This window comes from Spartinivicinus ruber (genome assembly GCF_011009015.1).
GTDB lineage: Bacteria > Pseudomonadota > Gammaproteobacteria > Pseudomonadales > Zooshikellaceae > Spartinivicinus > Spartinivicinus ruber.
This window is the reverse complement of the sequence record NZ_CP048878.1, coordinates 4,244,321-4,264,497: the sequence shown is the minus strand read 5'-3', so window position 1 is coordinate 4,264,497 and position 20,177 is coordinate 4,244,321. Positions and strand designations below refer to the sequence as shown.

Genomic DNA, 20,177 nt, shown 5'->3' with positions numbered 1-20,177 from the left:
GTAGAATGAGGGGGGTAGTCTGCTACTGCAAGACTAGTTATAGCATTAAAAAAATTATCTAAACCCCACCCAACCGGTCTTAGGCCGGTAGCGAATCCCATATACGACTTCTTCCACCCATTTGGAATTCCCCTGTTTAAATTGTTGGATAGCTTTGGTGTCGTCATTGTTGCCGGTTAATTGACCTAACCAATAGCCATAGCTGCAATCTTTATTTGCTTGGCACTGGCTGTTATCAGCATATAGGGCGCCAATGGCGGTATTGACTCGGCGGACTAAATCCGATTTTACTTCACGGGTAATTTTATCCTGTTCAGCAGGGGAGTAGGCGTATTCACCACTGCTGGCGTCGAATTGGATATTGAACCAATCTTTGGTAATCACTTTGCGTTCGATATAGGTTTTTTTCTTCTTTTTAAACCATTTTTTCTTTTTCTTGGTGCGGACAATGGTTTTGACGAAGGTATCGAGTTTATATTTCGCGGTATAGCCTCGTTTAATTTGTTCTTCGTATTCATACTGAATGTGTGGGGTTAAGTGTGCGGCTAAGTTTTCTACCGGCAGGGGTTGGTTAGCCGATGGTGCAAACGGACAATAACCCGCCAAGCTCAAACCAACAGTGCCATTAATTTTACTGGGTAAACTGATCGGGTTGGAGGGTTCTTTACGTAAAGTGCTGGTTATTACTGCATCCCCTTTCGGCATTAATGCGGTTTCATAGCCATTGATTTTCACGTTAGCCGCTTGATCATCAATGCTGGTATACAAGACAGCGGGTAGGGTAATGGCTTTATCGCCGAGTGGGGTTTCGGGTTTTTCCTGCAATTCCGCCAGTATTTTTGCACCCGTCACCGGCAAGGGTTGCCATTGCATTTTTAATGATTGGTTTAAAGCTTGATAACGATTCACCTGCTCAGCCCAATCCCATTGGTATTGGATTTGTGCGGTGGCGCCTTCCAAGCCCGCAAATTCTCGGTAAAGCGCTAACTCCTTATCTTGCAGAGCTTTAAATTCCTCAATTAAGGCAGCTAATTCCGTATCCACAGTTAAGTAGGCATCTAACGCCTCGCCATAGGTATCATAGGCTTGGTCATACACCTGTTGTTTAACTAACCGGGCTTCGACGGCGGCATCTAATTCGGTTAATAACTGAGTTAAGGCTTGTTGGGCGGCATTGAGTTGAAGTTGCGCCGTATTACAATCCGTGCCTAATAAGGCGCAATCCTCCACATCTAATTCCAATTGGCCAATGGCTCGCCGTTGGGATAACACGGTTTTACGTACGGCCGCTTCGGCTTGCTCAGCCGCTAATAAATCATTAAAAGCCTGTTCTCGCTTATCGGTATACGCCACCAGTTGGGTATCGTGAGGCAGGCTACCCATAATGGTTTTAAACTTGGTGTTGGCTTGTCCCAGTTCTTTTAATAATTCCGTTTGATTGGTTTGAGCCGTTGCTAATTTAGGGCAAAAGGCGGCATTGTCAGGATCAGGGGTTAATGCGGTGACTTCTGTTGTGCCCGTGGCGGGTGGGCTCACATAAGCCGTACGACAGATATCATCAAATAATACTGTTGATGGGTTTTCATCAGGGTGTTGGGTTAATAAGGCGCGGTTACAAAACTGGCTTTTATATAGAGAAGGGCCGTTGTATTTACCAATGCCGGTGTCGACTTCGGCTTTAGGGAAACTGCCGTCTTCAGCAGCAAAAGCAATTAAATCTGGTGCGCCAGGGCGGGTGATTAATAGGTCGTCGCGACCGTCTTTGTTGCGGTCTTGAACTTTCAGAGTTAAATTTTTTAATGATATTTTATCAATAGTTTCTATTGCTTTTGCAAATAGATATTTGCCATATTCTGCTTCGGATCGTCTTTTCTCACAAGTATTTGGTTGATTTGTTAATAAACCATATTTAGCAGTTTTGATCAGTTTATTATTAGCTCCATAAAAAATTAGGGCTGAATAAGGGGAAGATTCGTGATCTATTCGGTAGATAACATCACCAAGACCATCTCCATTAAAATCACCATAGTGTTCATCAAATTTAAGAGAATCGTTTACATGTAATCCTTCACATTGCATTGCTGACATTGGGTCTTTAGGTATATTGATGTTTGGGCAATATATTTTACGTTCCTCTTCCGTTAAATAGTTTCTAGTAATTTTAAATAAGCTGTTCTTAAGGAAATCATTGTTAGAAACGAAACCATGTGAATAAATTCTCTTTTCAGCAATGGTTCCAGTTATAGATGTTTTATTTTCTTCTATAGGTAGTTTATTTAACCAATAACCCATACCAGTGTAGTGGCTTAAACTGTTGGATCCTAAAGAAAATATACACTTTTCTGGATCGTTAGGTTTGCCTTGAATTATTGTTAATTGAAAATCTTGTTTTCCAGGCAAAAACTCAATGACATCGTCTGTGTTTGCTGTAATTTGACTAGAAAAAAATAAAATTGAGCTAAGTAATACAGCAAGCTTCCTTACCATAGGTAGACACCTTTTATTACAACTAAAATTGGCGGGTCATTATAAGACATTTGGGTTGTATTGAGTAGGGTGAAGTTTGGCTGATTATTTTATAGGGAATAGGAGGGATGAAAATAAAGTGAGTAATAACTTTATTGGTTATTTATTCTTACCCATACTTGTCTGAGTTTTCAAAGTAGCTTAAACAACCCGGTTGTTTATTGTGATTCAATAACTCCCCCTTTGGAAAAGGGGGAGTGTATGAAAGACTATCTAAACCCCACCCAACCAGTCTTAGGTCGATACCGTATGCCATATACGACTTCTTCGACCCATTTGGAATTCCCCTGTTTAAATTGTTGGATAGCTTTGGTGTCGTCATTGTTGCCGGTTAATTGACCTAACCAATAGCCATAGCTGCAATCTTTATTTTGTTGGCACTGGCTGTTATCAGCATATAGGGCGCCAATGGCGGTATTGACTCGGCGGACTAAATCCGATTTTACTTCACGGGTAATTTGATCCTGTTCAGCAGGGGAGTAGGTGTATTCACCACTGCTGGCGTCGAATTGGATATTAAACCAATCGCTGGTAATAACTTTGCGTTCGATATAGGTCTTTTTCTTCTTTTTAAACCATTTTTTCTTTTTCTTGGTGCGCACAATGGTTTTGACAAAGGTATCCAGTTTATATTTCGCGGTGTAACCCCGTTTAATTTGTTCTTCGTATTCATACTGAATGTGGGGGGTTAAATGGGCGGCTAAGTTTTCTATTGGTTGTGGTTGATTAGCACTGGGTGCAAACGGGCAATAACCCGCTAAGCTCAGGCCAACAGTGCCATTAATTTTACTGGGTAAACTGATCGGGTTGGAGGGTTCTTTACGTAAAGTGCTGGTTATTACTGCATCCCCTTTCGGCATTAATGCGGTTTCATAGCCATTGATTTTCACGTTAGCCGCTGGGTCATCAATGCTGGTATACAAGACAGCGGGTAGCGTAATGGCTTTATCCCCTAATGGAGTTTCGGGTTTTTCCTGTAGTTCCGCCAGAATTTTTGCACCCGTCACTGGCAAGGGTTGCCATTGCATTTTTAATGATTGGTTTAAAGCTTGATAACGATTCACCTGCTCAGCCCAATCCCATTGGTATTGGATTTGTGCGGTGGCGCCTTCCAAGCCCGCAAATTCTCGGTAAAGCGCTAACTCCTTATCTTGCAGAGCTTTAAATTCTTCAATTAAGGCGGCTAACTCCGTATCCACCGTTAAGTAATTATCCAAGGCTTCGCCATAGGCATCAAACGCTTGGTCATACACCTGTTGTTTAACTAACCGAGCTTCGACAGCGGCATCTAATTCGGTTAATAACTGAGTTAAGGCTTGTTGGGCTGCATTGAGTTGATGTTGCGCCGTATTACAATCTGTGCCTAATAACGCACAATCTTCCACATCCAATTCCAACTGGCCAATAGTCCGTCGTTGAGATAACACCGTTTTACGTACGGCCGCTTCGGCTTGCTCAGCCGCTAATAAATCATTAAAAGCCTGTTCCCGCGTAGTCGCATACGTCATCAGTTGGGTATCGTGAGGCAGGCTTCCCATAATAGTTTTAAATTTAGTATTGGCTTGGCCCAGTTCTTTTAGTAGCTCGGTTTGATTGGTTTGAACCGATGCTAATTTAGGGCAAAAGGCGGCATTGTCAGGATCAGGGGTTAATGCGGTGACTTCTGTTGTGCCCGTGGCGGGTGGGCTCACATAAGCCGTACGACAGATATCATCAAATAGCACCGTTGATGGGTTTTCATCCGGGTGCTGGGTTAACAAGGCACGGTTACAAAAACGGCTTTTGTATAGAGAAGGGCCGTTGTATTTGCCAATACCTGTGTCGACTTCGGCTTTAGGGAAACTGCCGTCTTCAGCAGCAAAGGCAATTAAATCGGGGGCACCGGGGCGGGTGATGAGAAGATCGTCACGGCCGTCTTTGTTGCGGTCTTGGACTTGAATGGTTACGTTTTTTAATGATACTCCGTCGATGGTTTCTATTGCTTTTGCGTATGGGTATTCACCTTTTTCTATTTGATTTAGTCTTTTACTACACTCCTGAGTTAAGTGGTTGCTGCCATGATTTTTTTTGACTGTATTGACTGTTTTATTTGTGCCGTAAAATACTAATAATGAATAAGATGTAAATTTATGGTTAATCTGATAAATAACATCACCTAGGTTATCTCCATTAAAATCCCCATAATATCCATTGAGGAATATTTCCTCTAAAGTGTAGCCTTTGCAAAATAAAAAATCTTTCCAATCAAGGGAAGGTTTGCTGTTTGCGCAGTATTTTGATTGTTCTTTGTCTGTTAAGTAGTTTTTGGTGAAACTAAATAGTCCAGTACTGAGAGCGCTAGAAAGACTTCCAGAAAATTGATTAGCTAATAGTCCATTAATTATTTTTCTATTTTCTTTAATTGGAGTTAATTCTAGAGAGTATTCAAGAGCAGTTATTGGATAGGAACCGCGACCTAAAACACATTTTTGGTACTCATTATTATTGCTCATTGAGTTTTTGAATCGACCTTTAAGGTAACCTAGAGATAACTTGTTTTTTCCAGGTAAAAACTCAATGACATCGTCTGTGTTTGCTGTAATTTGACTAGAAAAAAATACAGTTGAGCTAAGTAATACAACAAGCTTCCTTACCATGGATAAACACCTTTTATTACAACTAAAATTGGCAGGCCATTATAAGACATTTGAATTGTATTGAGTAGGGTGAAGTTTGGCTGAGTATTTTATAGGGAATAGGAGGGAGGAAAATAAAGTGAGTGGTAACTTTATTGGTTATTTATTCTTACCCATACTTGTCTGAGTTTTCAAAGTAGCTTAAACAACTCGGTTGTTTATTGTGATTCAATAACTCCCCCTTTGGAAAGGGGGATTGTATAAAAGACTACCTAAACCCCACCCAACCTGTCTTGGGCCGATAACGAATACCATATACGACTTCTTCCACCCATTTGGAATTCCCTTGTTTAAATTGTTGGATGGCTTTAGTGTCGTCATTGTTGCCGGTTAATTGACCTAGCCAATAGCCATAGCTGCAATCTTTATTTGCTTGGCATTGGCTGTTATCAGCATATAAGGCGCCAATAGCGGTATTGACTCGACGCACTAAATCAGACTTTACCTCGCGGGTAATTTGATCCTGTTCAGCAGGGGAGTAGGCGTACTCACCACTGGTGGCGTCGAATTGGATATTAAACCAATCGCTGGTAATGACTTTGCGCTCGATATAGGTCTTTTTCTTCTTTTTAAACCATTTTTTCTTTTTCTTGGTGCGGACAATGGTTTTAACAAAGGTATCGAGTTTATATTTCGCGGTATAGCCTCGTTTAATTTGTTCTTCGTATTCATACTGAATGTGTGGGGTTAAGTGAGCGGCTAGGTTTTCTACCGGTTGGGGTTGATCGGCTGATGGGGCAAAAGGGCAATAACCGGATAAGCTCAGGCCAATAGTCCCATGGATTTTACTGGGTAAACTAATCGGGTTGGAGGGTCCCTTACGTAAAGTGCTGGTTATTATTGCATCCCCTTTCGGCATTAATGCGGTTTCATAACCATTGATTTGTACATCATTATTTTGCTGATTAATGCTGGTATACAAAACGGCCGGTAGGGTAATGGCTTTATCGCCGAGTGGGGTTTCAGGTTTTTCCTGTAGTTCCGCCAGAATTTTTGCACCCGTCACTGGTAAGGGTTGCCATTGCATTTTTAATGATTGGTTTAAAGCTTGATAACGATTGACCTGCTCAGCCCAATCCCATTGATAGTGAATTTGCGCGGTAGCGCCTTCTAAGCCCGCAAATTCTCGATAAAGCGCTAACTCCTTATCTTGTAGGATTTTAAATTCTTCAATTAAGGCGGCTAACTCCGTATCCACGGTTAAATAGTTATCTAAGGCTTCGCCATAGGCATCATAGGCTTGATCATACAATTGTTGTTTAACTAGCCGGGCTTCGACAGCGGCATCTAATTCGGTTAATAACTGAGTTAAGGCTTGTTGGGCTGTCGTTAATTGGTTTTGCGCCGTATTACAATCGGTGCCTAATAACGCAAAATCTTCCACATCCAATTCCAGTTGGCCAATGGTTCGCCGTTGGGATAATACCGTTTTTCGCACCGCCGCTTCGGCTTGCTCAGCCGCTAATAAATCATTAAAAGCCTGTTCCCGCGTAGTCGCATACGTCATCAGTTGGGTATCGTGAGGCAGGCTTCCCATAATAGTTTTAAATTTAGTATTGGCTTGGCCCAGTTCTTTTAATAATTCCGTTTGATTGGTTTGAGCCGATGCTAATTTAGGGCAAAAGGTGGCATTGTCAGGGTCAGGAGTTAACGCGGTGACTTCAGTGGTGCCGGTGGCGGGTGGGCTGACATAAGCCGTACGGCAGACATCATCAAATAACACGGTTGATGGGTTGTCATCAGGGTGTTGGGTTAACAAGGCGCGGTTACAAAACCGGCTTTTATATAAAGAAGGGCCATTATATTTGCCTATGCCGGTGTCGACTTCGGCTTTAGGGAAACTGCCGTCTTCAGCAGCAAAGGCAATTAAATCGGGGGCACCGGGGCGGGTGATGAGTAGATCATCGCGGCCGTCTTTATTGCGGTCTATGATATGAATAGTAACATTTGACCAATCAGTTATTAATTTAGAAATATCAAGTACTACAGGGCCTTGGTAGTTTTTCTTAACATTTTCATGATGCTGGTGTCCTATAGAGATAAAACTATGCCCAGCTGGAAACTTTTTTAACTCTATGTTATTTAGTTTTTGGCTATAAAAAGTCAGTGCCTTTTGGTGGTGTGAGCTATGTTTCGTTATGTATAGGAGATCTGTTATGTTATCTCCATTAAAGTCGGCATAGTATGACTTGCCTGGATTTTTTTTGACTTCATTTATATCCCCATTGCATTTCTCATTATATATGGTTCCAATATTATTTATCTTCCAAAGCTTCAAGCTTTCATTAAAATAAGTGTCCCCTTCAAAAATATAAAATGAATAATATCCACTCAATAAATTTCCAGGCGGTCCCATAGAAGTTGTTTGTATTACATAGTTGAAGTTTGTATTTTCTTGTGTGATATAAATATTAGAATATGTACCCCAGTGTTCTGGGTTATTCATGCATGGCCCTGGGCTACCAGAAAGAGGAGAAGTGTACCAGTAACTCAGTTTATATCTTTCATAAATATTAATTGAAGATGGTTGGAAATCAATAATATGATCTGTGTTAGCAGCGATTTTAGAAGAGAAAAATAAAATTGAGCTAAGTAATACAACAAGCTTCCTTACCATGGAGAAACACCTTTTATTACAACTAAAATTGGCGGGTCATTATAAGACATTTGGGTTGTATTGAGTAGGGTGAAGTTTGACTGAGTATTTCATAGGGAATAAAATCAATGAAAGCAAAGTGAGCGATAACTTTGTTGTTAATACAATATACAATCCCCCTTTGGAAAGGGGGATTGTATATTGTATAAAAGACTACCTAAATCCCACCCAACCGGTCTTAGGCCGGTAGCGAATCCCATATACGACTTCTTCCACCCATTTGGAATTCCCCTGTTTAAATTGTTGGATAGCTTTGGTGTCGTCATTGTTGCCGGTTAATTGACCTAACCAATAGCCATAGCTGCAATCTTTATTTGCTTGACACTGGCTGTTATCGGCATATAGGGCACCAATGGCGGTATTAACTCGGTGGACTAGATCAGACTTCACTTCGCGGGTAATTTGATCCTGTTCAGAGGGGGAATAAGCATATTCACCACTGCTGGCGTCGAATTGGATATTGAACCAATCTTTGGTAATCACTTTGCGTTCGATATAGGTTTTTTTCTTCTTTTTAAACCATTTTTTCTTTTTCTTGGTGCGGACAATGGTTTTGACGAAGGTATCGAGTTTATATTTCGCGGTGTACCCCCGTTTAATTTGCTCTTCGTATTCATACTGAATGTGTGGGGTTAAATGGGCGGCTAGGTTTTCTACCGGCTGGGGTTGATTGGCACTGGGTGCAAACGGACAATAACCCGCCAAGCTCAAACCAACAGTGCCATGAATTTTACTGGGTAAACTGATCGGGTTGGAGGGTTCTTTACGTAAAGTGCTGGTTATTACTGCATCGCCTTTCGGCATTAATGCGGTTTCATAGCCATTGATTTTCACGTTAGCCGCTGGGTCATCAATGCTGGTATACAAGACAGCGGGTAGCGTAATGGCTTTATCGCCGAGTGGGGTTTCAGGTTTTTCTTGCAATTCGGCGAGGATTTTCGCGCCAGTCACTGGTAAGGGTTGCCATTGCATTTTTAATTGTTGGTTGACTTGCCTATAACGATTGACCTGCTCAGCCCAATCCCATTGATAGTGAATTTGCGCGGTAGCGCCTTCTAAGCCCGCAAATTCTCGATAAAGCGCTAACTCCTTATCTTGCAGGGCTTTAAATGCTTCAATTAAGGCGGCTAATTCCGTATCCACCGTTAAGTAATTATCCAAGGCTTCGCCATAGGCATCATAGGCTTGATCATACACCTGTTGTTTAACTAACCGGGCTTCGACAGCGGCATCTAATTCGGTTAATAACTGAGTTAAGGCTTGTTGGGCTGTCGTTAATTGGTTTTGCGCCGTATTACAATCCGTGCCTAATAACGCACAATCTTCCACATCCAATTCCAACTGGCCAATAGTTCGTCGCTGAGATAATACCGTTTTTTGCACCGCCGCTTCGGCTTGCTCAGCCGCTAATAAATCATTAAAAGCCTGTTCCCGCGTAGTCGCATACGTCATCAGTTGGGTATCGTGAGGCAGGCTTCCCATAATAGTTTTAAATTTAGTATTGGCTTGGCCCAGTTCTTTTAGTAGCTCGGTTTGATTGGTTTGAACCGATGCTAATTTAGGGCAAAAGGCGGCATTGTCAGGATCAGGGGTTAATGCGGTGACTTCTGTTGTGCCCGTGGCGGGTGGGCTCACATAAGCCGTACGACAGATATCATCAAATAATACTGTTGATGGGTTTTCATCAGGGTGTTGGGTTAATAAGGCGCGGTTACAAAACTGGCTTTTATATAGAGAAGGGCCGTTGTATTTACCAATGCCGGTGTCGACTTCGGCTTTAGGGAAACTGCCGTCTTCAGCAGCAAAAGCAATTAAATCTGGTGCGCCAGGGCGGGTGATTAATAGGTCGTCGCGACCGTCTTTGTTGCGGTCTTGGATGGTGATGTTGGCGTTGGTCCAGTCAGATACTAAATGGGAAATATCTCGTACATAAGGAATTAAGCTGCTTTGATTTTCTGGAGTATTAATTATAAAACTGGGAGCTGTACCTTTAACTAAAGCAACAGCTGAAAAAAATGGTCCATCATTTTTATGATAAAAGGACACGTTTTTTACATTAATACCATAAAAAATAAATGACTTATTTTTTAGTTTATCAATATTGGCTATATATAAAACATCTCCCAAGCCGTCTCCATTAAAATCAGCATAATGAGTGATACCAGAATTTTTTTTAATTACTAAGTAATCTGTATCGCACTGATATGTATATGAATCTTTATTCTTGCTGTTTAGCTCTTTATATACTGAGTAATTAGAAAGTGTGTTTGAGTTATAAGCTGCAAGCAATGCGTGACCTTTTGTTACTATTGCATCTATGCTTATGTCTATAGAAAAATAAAAGTTATCTACTTTAGAGATGGTTTGTATATATGAACGAGTAAATAATGAGGGGCTTTTCCCGCAATGATTTTTATTTGTATCAAAAATACCAGGTAGGATACCATAGTTTTTACTATACCCTTCATAGATGTTAAATGTAGAGGGTTTAAATTCAATTTTATAGTCTGTATTAGCTGATATTTGAGAAGAAGAAAACAGGATAGAGCTAAGTAATACAACAAGCTTCCTTACCATAGGTAAACACCTTTTATTATTACGACTAAAATTGGCGGGCCATTATAAGACAAATGTCTTTTACTTAATAGGAGAGTTTTTGTTAGTAATTTTAAGTAGAATTAATTAGCCAGAAAATAAGTGAGTGGTAACTTTGTTGTTAATACAATTAATCCCCCTTTGGAAAGGGGGATTGTACAAAAGACTACCTAAACCCCACCCAACCAGTCTTAGGTCGATACCGTATGCCATATACGACTTCTTCGACCCATTTGGAATTCCCCTGTTTAAATTGTTGGATAGCTTTGGTGTCGTCATTGTTGCCGGTTAATTGACCTAACCAATAGCCATAGCTGCAATCTTTATTTTGTTGGCACTGGCTGTTATCAGCATATAGGGCGCCAATGGCGGTATTGACTCGGCGGACTAAATCCGATTTTACTTCACGGGTAATTTGATCCTGTTCAGCAGGGGAGTAGGCGTATTCACCACTGGTGGCGTCGAATTGGATATTAAACCAATCGCTGGTAATGACTTTCCGCTCGATATAGGTTTTTTTCTTCTTTTTAAACCATTTTTTCTTTTTCTTGGTGCGCACAATGGTTTTGACAAAGGTATCCAGTTTATATTTCGCGGTGTAACCCGTTTAATTTGTTCTTCGTATTCATACTGAATGTGGGGGTTAAATGGGCGGCTAAGTTTTCTATTGGTTGTGGTTGATTAGCACTGGGTGCAAACGGGCAATAACCCGCTAAGCTCAAACCAACAGTGCCATTAATTTTACTGGGTAAACTGATCGGGTTGGAGGGTTCTTTACGTAAAGTGCTGGTTATTACTGCATCCCCTTTCGGCATTAATGCGGTTTCATAGCCATTGATTTTCACGTTAGCCGCTTGATCATCAATGCTGGTATACAAGACAGCGGGTAGGGTAATGGCTTTATCGCCGAGTGGGGTTTCGGGTTTTTCCTGCAATTCCGCCAGTATTTTTGCACCCGTCACCGGCAAGGGTTGCCATTGCATTTTTAATGATTGGTTTAAAGCTTGATAACGATTCACCTGCTCAGCCCAATCCCATTGGTATTGGATTTGTGCGGTGGCGCCTTCCAAGCCCGCAAATTCTCGGTAAAGCGCTAACTCCTTATCTTGCAGAGCTTTAAATGCTTCAATTAAGGCAGCTAATTCCGTATCCACAGTTAAGTAGGCATCTAACGCCTCGCCATAGGTATCATAGGCTTGGTCATACACCTGTTGTTTAACTAACCGGGCTTCGACGGCGGCATCTAATTCGGTTAATAACTGAGTTAAGGCTTGTTGGGCGGCATTGAGTTGAAGTTGCGCCGTATTACAATCCGTGCCTAATAAGGCGCAATCCTCCACATCTAATTCCAATTGGCCAATGGCTCGCCGTTGAGATAACACCGTTTTTCGCACCGCCGCTTCGGCTTGCTCAGCCGCTAATAAATCATTAAAAGCCTGTTCCCGCGTAGTCGCATACGTCATCAGTTGGGTATCGTGAGGCAGGCTTCCCATAATAGTTTTAAATTTAGTATTGGCTTGGCCCAGTTCTTTTAATAATTCCGTTTGATTGGTTTGAGCCGATGCTAATTTAGGGCAAAAGGTGGCATTGTCAGGGTCAGGAGTTAACGCGGTGACTTCAGTGGTGCCCGTGGCGGGTGGGCTGACATAAGCCGTACGGCAGACATCATCAAATAACACGGTTGATGGGTTGTCATCAGGGTGTTGGGTTAACAAGGCACGGTTACAAAAACGGCTTTTATATAACGAGGGACCATTGTATTTACCAACACCGGTATCCACTTCGGCTTTAGGGAAACTACCATCTTCAGCAGCAAAGGCGATTAAGTCTGGGGCACCGGGGCGGGTAATTAGTAGGTCATCGCGGCCGTCTTTGTTGCGGTCTTGGATGGTGATATTGTATTTGTCAGCTTTGTTATTAAATAAATGAGTGACTTCTTTGAATGCATTGAATTCATTTGAAGCAGTCATTTCAAAAAGGTCTAAGGTCCATTTAAGTTTTAATTCTGATACTTTAAAGCTATTGAAAACATAAGCTTTTCCTTGTACTGAGTGATGTGTAGGAATAAATAGAAAGTCTTTCTCTCCATCTCCATTGAAATCACCGTAAAGAGTCCTTTCAAGTTTATTATTGATTTCTGTTATATCATTTGAGCATGTTTTGGTTGAAGATAAGAACCCTTTCCCCATGTTCTTTAATTTTAGGTTGTTCTCATGTGAAACTCTGTAGAAATATATAGGATTAATTATTCTGAAAAAGTCAAACCCAAATGAATAAATATACTTTTGATCTGTTGCCTTAAATTTAACTCCTGCTCCGGTTGAGCTATTTGGAGAACACCAGTGAGGACTGAGGAGTCCACCACTTGAATATAATTTATAATATGTAAATTCTTTTTCAATATTGTCTGATGAAACGCTGATTGTATCTAAAGTTGCAGTTAAGTCCTGTGCTTTCGATAAATTTATTAACGAGTATATGAGAACGGCTATAGGCAGTAAAACAAGCTTCCTTACCATAGGTAAACACCTTTTATTACAACTAAAATTGGCGGGCCATTATAAGACATTTGGGTTGTATTGAGTAGGGTGAAGTCTGACTGAGTATTTTATAGGGAATAAAAGGGATGAAAATAAAGTGAGTAGTAACTTTGTTGATTTTTTATTCTTGCCTTATCTATTTTTTTGATTAACTCACTGCATAAGCTCCCTCACTCTCCCCAGCGTCCCCCTTTGATAAAGGGGGACGGAGGGGGATTTCATAAGGTCTACTCAAGGATATAGTCGCTTTTTCTATGGCTCAGTGCCACAAAAAGCAACCCTAAGTATCTTAGGGAGCCTAGTCATATCAAGAGCTGTGCCACAGTTACTTGCTACGGCCACACAAAAGTATTACTCTTACCAGTATGAGTAATACCCAGGAGCAGCACATGAAAGTCACCACTAAGGGGCAAGTCACTATTCCCCAAGCCATTCGAGACAAAAAAGGCATTACGGCTGACACTGAAATCGAGTTCATTGAAAGCCCGGATGGTCGCATTTATATAGAAGTGATTAAGCCAGCGACTAAGAAAAGCCGCTTTCGAACAGCCCATAAAGTAGCTAGTGTCATGATGTCAACTGATGAAATTATGGCACTGACGAGAGGCGATAATTAATGTCGGTTGCTTTAGTTGATAGCAATATTTTACTTGATTTAGCCAAACCAGACTCTGATTGGTATGAGTGGTCAGCAAGCACCTTAGAAAAATTAGATGAACACTATACATTGGCAATTAACTCAACTGTTTATGCGGAAGTGTCCATTGGTTTTAATAAAATTGAAGAATACGAGGAGTTTATCAGCCACTGCCAATTTGAAATGCTGGAAATTCCTCGCGAGGCGTTGTTTTTAGCTGGTAAAGCTTTTCTACAATATCGTCGCAAAGGTGGCAATAAAAGTAATGTATTACCTGATTTTTTTATTGGAGCACATGCAGCAGTTAAAGGCTATTCGCTAATTTCCAGAGATAAGGGGCGATTTACAACTTACTTTCCTACCGTGAGTTTAATTACGCCGGTATAGGTTTGTTTTGTAAGCCCCTCACCCTGAGGTAGAGGGGACTGTTTAGTAAAAGGTGTATGGTATGGGTTAAAATCTTAGCATTTTTCTCCCCCAGTGGGGGGAGAAGGGTAGAATGAGGGGGGTAGTCTGCTACTGCAAGACTAGTTATAGCATTAAAAAAATTATCTAAACCCCACCCAACCGGTCTTAGGCCGGTAGCGAATCCCATATACGACTTCTTCCACCCATTTGGAATTCCCCTGTTTAAATTGTTGGATAGCTTTGGTGTCGTCATTGTTGCCGGTTAATTGACCTAACCAATAGCCATAGCTGCAATCTTTATTTGCTTGGCACTGGCTGTTATCCGCATATAGGGCACCAATGGCGGTATTGACTCGGCGGACTAAATCCGATTTTACTTCACGGGTAATTTTATCCTGTTCAGCAGGGGAGTAGGCGTATTCACCACTGCTGGCGTCGAATTGGATATTGAACCAATCTTTGGTAATCACTTTGCGTTCGATATAGGTTTTTTTCTTCTTTTTAAACCATTTTTTCTTTTTCTTGGTGCGAACAATGGTTTTGACGAAGGTATCGAGTTTATATTTCGCGGTATAGCCTCGTTTAATTTGTTCTTCGTATTCATACTGAATGTGGGGGGTTAAGTGAGCGGCTAGGTTTTCTACCGGCTGGGGTTGATTGGCTGATGGCGCAAATGGGCAATAGCCGGCTAAGCTCAGGCCAATAGTCCCATTGATTTTACTGGGTAGATTAATAGTATTAGATGGCCCCTTACGTAAGGTGCTGGTAATGACGGTATCGCCCTTGGGCATTAATGTGGTTTCATAACCATTAATTTTTACATTAGCCGCTTGGTCATCAATGCTGGTATACAAGACAGCGGGTAGGGTAATGGCTTTATCGCCGAGTGGGGTTTCAGGTTTTTCCTGCAATTCGGCAAGGATTTTCGCGCCAGTTACTGGCAAGGGTTGCCATTGCATTTTTAATGATTGGTTTAAAGCTTGATAACGATTCACCTGCTCAGCCCAATCCCATTGATAGTGAATTTGCGCGGTAGCGCCTTCTAAGCCCGCAAATTCTCGATAAAGCGCTAACTCCTTATCTTGCAGAGCTTTAAACTCTTCAATTAACGCAGCTAACTCCGTATCCACCGTTAAGTAATTATCCAGGGCTTCGCCATAGGCATCATAGGCTTGGTCATAGCGTTTTTGTTTAACTAGCCGGGCTTCGACAGCGGCATCTAATTCAGTTAATAACTGAGTTAAGGCTTGTTGGGCGGCATTGAGTTGATGTTGTGCTGTATTACAATCCGTGTCTAATAAGGCGCAATCTTCCACATCCAATTCCAGCTGGCCAATAGTCCGTCGTTGAGATAACACCGTTTTACGTACGGCCGCTTCGGCTTGCTCAGCCGCTAATAAATCATTAAAAGCCTGTTCCCGCGTAGTCGCATACGTCATCAGTTGGGTATCGTGAGGCAGGCTTCCCATAATAGTTTTAAATTTAGTATTGGCTTGGCCCAGTTCTTTTAGTAGCTCGGTTTGATTGGTTTGAACCGATGCTAATTTAGGGCAAAAGGCGGTATTGTCAGGACCAGGGGTTAATGCGGTGACTTCTGTTGTGCCCGTGGCGGGTGGGCTCACATAAGCGGTTCGACAGATATCATCAAATAATACCGTTGATGGGTTTTCGTCTGGGTGTTGGGTTAACAAGGCGCGGTTACAGAAGCGGCTTTTATACAAGGAAGGGCCGTTGTATTTACCAATGCCGGTGTCGACTTCGGCTTTAGGGAAACTGCCGTCTTCAGCAGCAAAGGCAATTAAATCGGGGGCACCGGGGCGGGTGATTAATAGATCGTCACGGCCGTCTTTGTTGCGGTCTTGGGTGGTGATGCTGGCGTTGGACCAGTCAGATATTAAATAGGAAATATCAAGTACTGTGGGGCCTTTGTATTTTTTCTTGGCAACCTCATTAGTTTGATGTCCAACAGAATTAAAACTGGGTCCAGTTGGTGTTTTTCTTAGTTCTATATTATTTAATTTTGTTCCGTAGAAAATAAAGGGTTTTCTATTAAATGAGCTATGATTAGGTATATATAGTAGATCATCTAAACCATCTGCATTAAAATCGGAATAATACGACTTGCCTGAGTTTTTTTGAACTTCAAGGATATCTCCTGAACATTTTTTGTTGTACTCAATTCCTGGTTTATCTAGTTGAAATTTTTTAGAAAAAATACTATACAAGTCTTTTTTGTTATAGATCTCAAAAGAGTGATAATCTTGGAGGAGATTTCCCATAGTGAGAGTTCTTGTTATATAAGAATAATTATCGTTTTTTTGTGTAATAATAATACTTTTCATTGACCCATTAAAAAGGTTTTCAATGTTTTTACAAGTGCCTGGTCTGTCTGAGAGTAAAGGAGTATGCCAATAGCTTTTTTCATAATACTCATAAATGTTGATTGAGGTTGGATTGTACTCAACTAAATGGCTTGTATCGGCAGTAATCTGAGAAGAGAAAAATAAAGCTGCACTAAGTAATACAACAAGCTTCCTTACCATAGGTAAACACCTTTTATTATTACGACTAAAATTGGCGGGCCATTATAAGACAAATGTTTTTTACTTAATAGGAGAGTTTTTGTTAGTAATTTTACGTAGGATTAATTAGCCAGAAAATAAGTGAGTGGTAACTTTGGTGGTTGTTTGTTCTTGTTTTAGCGGTTTGTGTTTTTTTAATAGCTCACTACGTGAGTTAATTTATAAAAAATACTGGCTGATCATACGAAGTGGCCTTTAAAATTACTTTATTTAATGTGATACCTAAAAATGAGATTAAAATCCATTCGACTTATGTCTACTTTCATTCTTCAATAGCCTGCCTGTAAATCAATCGAGCTGGATATAAAGCGACAGTCTTTTGATCCTTATGCATCAATTAGAATCCAATGTATTAGCTACCATTCAAAAATAAATATCGACCAATTAGTCAAAAATAGTTAAAAGTTACTCTTTTTCAGTAAGTTGTGTTTGGGTAACAGTGAGTAAAGATACATAAACCGGTTGTTTTGCCCTCAATCGAGCGTTTGATTAATTCTTACAAGATTGTTATCGTGCTATCTAATAGGGATAGTGTAGATGTTGCTGCAAATCTATTGCGCTTGTAAATACTTTGTTAAAAGTCGGCTCAAAGTGCTTATTTATTAGGTATAAACTCCGCTTTTTCGCTGATTTTTGCCTTGTCTTTACTGCGCTCATGACGTTTTGCAACAACCTCTTGGAATGAAAGGACATCCTCCTCAGGGAAGGGGGGAATGGGTATAGAAAGAACAAAAAATAGTCAGGCGTAAAATATAAAGCACAAACTTAGTGACTATTCAAAAACAAAACGACTATTGATCTTAACAATAAAAAAAGTTACAAGACGCAACACTTATAACAATACATAAAAGCAGCTACGCCATTAATAAAGCAAGTGTAGTCTGCGGGGTTGATTTGTTCCACGGAGTCAGACATGGAAACCATACGTAACATGAGTAGTTCCAATGAAAGTCATTTTTTAGTGAGAGCAAGGCAGCGGCGCACGGAAAACCAGAGTGTACAAAAAGTACATGAGGCTTTGAGTACGGCGCTAACACAGCTATCGCTGAAAAAGGGAGTTATTGGGACTGCTCAATTAGCATTGCGCTTGGTCCCTGCTAGAGCAGGTTTTGTGCTAGCCAGTGCTTTAGCTGTGCTGCCAGCAGCCCATGGGGTTGAGTTTGAATTAATGGATGGCGATGTCACCGGCTCGCTAGATACTACCTTATCCTACGGGGCCATGTGGCGGGTAGAAGGGCGAGATACCCGAAAATATGCAGGCGCTGATAAGCCTACCCATGATGATGTGAATACTAACGATGGTAACCGTAATTATGATACGGGCCTGGTTTCCAACACTTATAAAATAACTTCTGAGTTAGAAATTAATTACGCTAACCCAACAGAAAGTATTTCTAATGTGGGGGCTTTTGTACGGGGCCGGGCTTTTTATGACTCTGTAGTGATGGATCAATCCACTGACTGGCTCCATGCTAATGATCAGTTTACTGGCCGGGGCTATCCGGACCAAACAGGTACCTATCCTCACGGGGATGGCTTTAGCCGCGATGTTGAAAATTTAATCGGTAAAGATGCATCTTTATTAGATGCCTATGTATACACCAGTTTTGATGTATATGATAAGCCAGTTGATATACGTTTTGGCCAGCAAGTGCTCAACTGGGGGGAGGGTTTATTTTACCGGGGTGGGATTAATACCATAAATCCCATTGATGCCGCCCAATTTTCCCTACCTGGCTCAGAAGTAAAAGACTTATTAATCCCGCAAATGGCATTATCCTTTAATGTTGGGTTGACTGATAGCCTTTCCATGGAAGCCTTTTATATGTTGGAATGGGATGAGACGATTGTCCCCCCCCGTGGTTCTTATTTTAGTAATAATGATATTTTTTCAGAGGGGGCGGATAAAGGATATAATGAAATTACTTCTGATTTAGTAGGGCTGGGAGCAGGCTACTTCTTTGCTTCTGGTGGTAGAAGCTTGTTTAGTGATTTTAATATAAATACTGATGGAGACTATTTAGTAGTAGCAGATACAAGTCAAAAGAAAAATTCAAGTGATGGCGGGCAGTGGGGTGTTAATTTTAAGTATTTTGCTGAAGAGCTAAATGATACGGAATTTGGTTTTTATTTTGTAAATTATCATTCACAAGCCCCATTTGTTCAAGCTACTGTACCTCTAGAAGGAATAAACTCTGCAGTTGCGCTCTTAGATAGTAGGGCAGCAGTTTTTAATGCGTTAGGTCCTTCGCTAGGTGCAGTAAGCCCCCAGTTTTGTAGTGCTGGCTTATCAGCTATTTATGGATTATCGGGAAATTGTGCAAATATTGGTTATGCAGGTGTAGGACAGGCAAGAATTTTATCAAATAGTGTTTTTGGACGCAGAGTATTTCCAGAAGATATTAGAATGTTTGGATTAAGTTTTAATACTACTGTAGGTGATACTTCAATAGCTGGAGAGCTGACTTATCGACCGAATATGCCAATATGGATCGATCACCCAGATGATTTAGTATCAGGTATTAAATCTAATGTTGCTTCTATTTTAGCTAAGCGTAAATTAGGACAAGAGTTGTGCACTGGAGATACGGCATTAGGTGGAGGAGCTTTATCACAAGGGCGTCCTGATAATGTTGCTTGTGTTGGTGATTGGTATAACAATTATGAACGTGTAGAGTTATGGACAGGCTCCTTAGTCTTTATTCATAACTTTGGCCCTACCCTAGGCTTTGATGGTTTTATGGGGTTAGTAGAGCCTCATTTTGAGAGAATTTCTGGTTTAGGTGGCGATTATGATCGATTTTTGTCTACTGGCTCAGGCCCCTATGATCAACGGACATTTTCCAGCGATTATACACCAGCCCATGAGCGGTTAGACAAGTTTAGCTGGGGTTATACACTGGTGGCTTCTGGCACCTGGAATGATGTATTTGCTGGGGTGAATTTAAACCCGGTTTTCCGCTTTAAACATGATGTGGAAGGTAACTCACGGCGGACAGGTAGCTTTATGGAAGACCGCAAAGCAGCGACTATTGCGTTAAATGCTAATTATTTAGGCACCATGTCGGCGGGTATTAGTTATACCAACTTCTTTGGGGCTGAGCGGCGGAATAAGTTGAATGATAGGGATAATATAGCGGTGAATTTTAAATACGCTTTTTAAAGCACTGCTTATTAGGTTTTTGATTAGCGATGACGGCGTTGTCCATGTACTCAACTTATCATGTATTATTTATACACTCAAAGTTTCCGTGCATGGACGCCTTGTCCTCACTAACCAAAATTCCTACTAAGCAGCACTTTGTTGAGAGTAGAAAGTTGAAGGAAAAGCCTTCGCTTTGTTTTACCTGCGCTCATAACGCTTTAAACGTAAAGGTTTAAAGGTTGAGATTTAGATTACATATTACTAAGCAGCACTTTGTTGAGAGTAGTAGGGTAAAAAACCTTCGCTTTGTTTTGCCTGCGCTCATAAACGCTTTAAACAACGCACAAGTTGAGACTATTTTTGCTAGACAAATTTTCAATTGAGATAATGTTGAGGATTTCGCAATAGTTTGA

The 20,177-nt window shown here is 41.0% G+C and carries 10 protein-coding genes; 3 read left to right on the top strand and 7 right to left on the bottom strand.

Annotated elements, in window-relative coordinates:
- Nucleotides 1-54 precede the first annotated feature (54 nt).
- From G4Y78_RS19190 to G4Y78_RS19165, 6 genes are all read right to left on the bottom strand, one after another.
- Nucleotides 55-2,487 carry a hypothetical protein gene (locus G4Y78_RS19190; protein ID WP_163834555.1) on the bottom strand — a complete coding sequence of 811 codons (2,433 nt, stop codon included), beginning with the start codon at nucleotides 2,485-2,487 and terminating at the stop codon, nucleotides 55-57.
- A gap of 248 nt (nucleotides 2,488-2,735) precedes the next feature.
- Complete coding sequence (locus G4Y78_RS19185; protein WP_163834554.1) at nucleotides 2,736-5,162, bottom strand: hypothetical protein; 2,427 nt, start codon at nucleotides 5,160-5,162, stop codon at nucleotides 2,736-2,738.
- Between the two features lie 247 nt (nucleotides 5,163-5,409).
- Nucleotides 5,410-7,818 (bottom strand): hypothetical protein, encoded by a 2,409-nt coding sequence (locus G4Y78_RS19180; protein WP_163834553.1) that lies wholly within the window; start codon nucleotides 7,816-7,818, stop codon nucleotides 5,410-5,412.
- 192 nt (nucleotides 7,819-8,010) lie between these two features.
- Nucleotides 8,011-10,434 carry a hypothetical protein gene (locus G4Y78_RS19175; protein ID WP_163834552.1) on the bottom strand — a complete coding sequence of 808 codons (2,424 nt, stop codon included), beginning with the start codon at nucleotides 10,432-10,434 and terminating at the stop codon, nucleotides 8,011-8,013.
- 184 nt (nucleotides 10,435-10,618) lie between these two features.
- Nucleotides 10,619-11,011, bottom strand: coding sequence for a hypothetical protein (locus G4Y78_RS19170; protein WP_163834551.1), 393 nt, complete (start codon nucleotides 11,009-11,011; stop codon nucleotides 10,619-10,621).
- Nucleotides 11,012-11,036: 25 nt separating this feature from the next.
- On the bottom strand, nucleotides 11,037-12,641 hold the full coding sequence (locus G4Y78_RS19165; RefSeq protein WP_163834550.1) for a hypothetical protein: 1,605 nt from the start codon (nucleotides 12,639-12,641) through the stop codon (nucleotides 11,037-11,039).
- A 740-nt stretch (nucleotides 12,642-13,381) separates the two neighbouring features.
- Here G4Y78_RS19165 and G4Y78_RS19160 point away from each other — a divergent pair.
- Entirely contained in the window at nucleotides 13,382-13,609 is a 228-nt protein-coding gene (locus tag G4Y78_RS19160; protein WP_163834549.1) for an AbrB/MazE/SpoVT family DNA-binding domain-containing protein, read from the top strand.
- Nucleotides 13,609-14,016, top strand: a complete 408-nt coding sequence (locus tag G4Y78_RS19155) for a type II toxin-antitoxin system VapC family toxin (RefSeq protein WP_163834548.1) — start codon at nucleotides 13,609-13,611, stop codon at nucleotides 14,014-14,016. The genes G4Y78_RS19160 and G4Y78_RS19155 overlap by 1 nt, the downstream gene beginning before the upstream one ends.
- A 161-nt stretch (nucleotides 14,017-14,177) precedes the next feature.
- On the opposite strand, the gene G4Y78_RS19150 is transcribed toward G4Y78_RS19155, so the two are convergent.
- Nucleotides 14,178-16,580 (bottom strand): hypothetical protein, encoded by a 2,403-nt coding sequence (locus tag G4Y78_RS19150; RefSeq protein WP_163834547.1) that lies wholly within the window; start codon nucleotides 16,578-16,580, stop codon nucleotides 14,178-14,180.
- A 952-nt stretch (nucleotides 16,581-17,532) separates the two neighbouring features.
- On the opposite strand from G4Y78_RS19150, the gene G4Y78_RS19145 reads away from it, so the two are divergent.
- Nucleotides 17,533-19,782, top strand: a complete 2,250-nt coding sequence (locus G4Y78_RS19145; RefSeq protein WP_222937537.1) for a DUF1302 domain-containing protein — start codon at nucleotides 17,533-17,535, stop codon at nucleotides 19,780-19,782.
- Nucleotides 19,783-20,177: the final 395 nt, after the last annotated feature.

Coding starts and splice junctions, on each gene's coding strand:
- G4Y78_RS19160 (WP_163834549.1), top strand. CDS start 13,382: ATGAAAGTCACCACTAAGGGGCAAGTCACTATTCCCCAAGCCATTCGA.
- G4Y78_RS19155 (WP_163834548.1), top strand. CDS start 13,609: ATGTCGGTTGCTTTAGTTGATAGCAATATTTTACTTGATTTAGCCAAA.
- G4Y78_RS19145 (WP_222937537.1), top strand. CDS start 17,533: ATGGAAACCATACGTAACATGAGTAGTTCCAATGAAAGTCATTTTTTA.
- G4Y78_RS19165 (WP_163834550.1), bottom strand. CDS start 12,641: ATGGGGAAAGGGTTCTTATCTTCAACCAAAACATGCTCAAATGATATA.
- G4Y78_RS19175 (WP_163834552.1), bottom strand. CDS start 10,434: ATGGTAAGGAAGCTTGTTGTATTACTTAGCTCTATCCTGTTTTCTTCT.
- G4Y78_RS19190 (WP_163834555.1), bottom strand. CDS start 2,487: ATGGTAAGGAAGCTTGCTGTATTACTTAGCTCAATTTTATTTTTTTCT.
- G4Y78_RS19150 (WP_163834547.1), bottom strand. CDS start 16,580: ATGGTAAGGAAGCTTGTTGTATTACTTAGTGCAGCTTTATTTTTCTCT.
- G4Y78_RS19185 (WP_163834554.1), bottom strand. CDS start 5,162: ATGGTAAGGAAGCTTGTTGTATTACTTAGCTCAACTGTATTTTTTTCT.
- G4Y78_RS19180 (WP_163834553.1), bottom strand. CDS start 7,818: ATGGTAAGGAAGCTTGTTGTATTACTTAGCTCAATTTTATTTTTCTCT.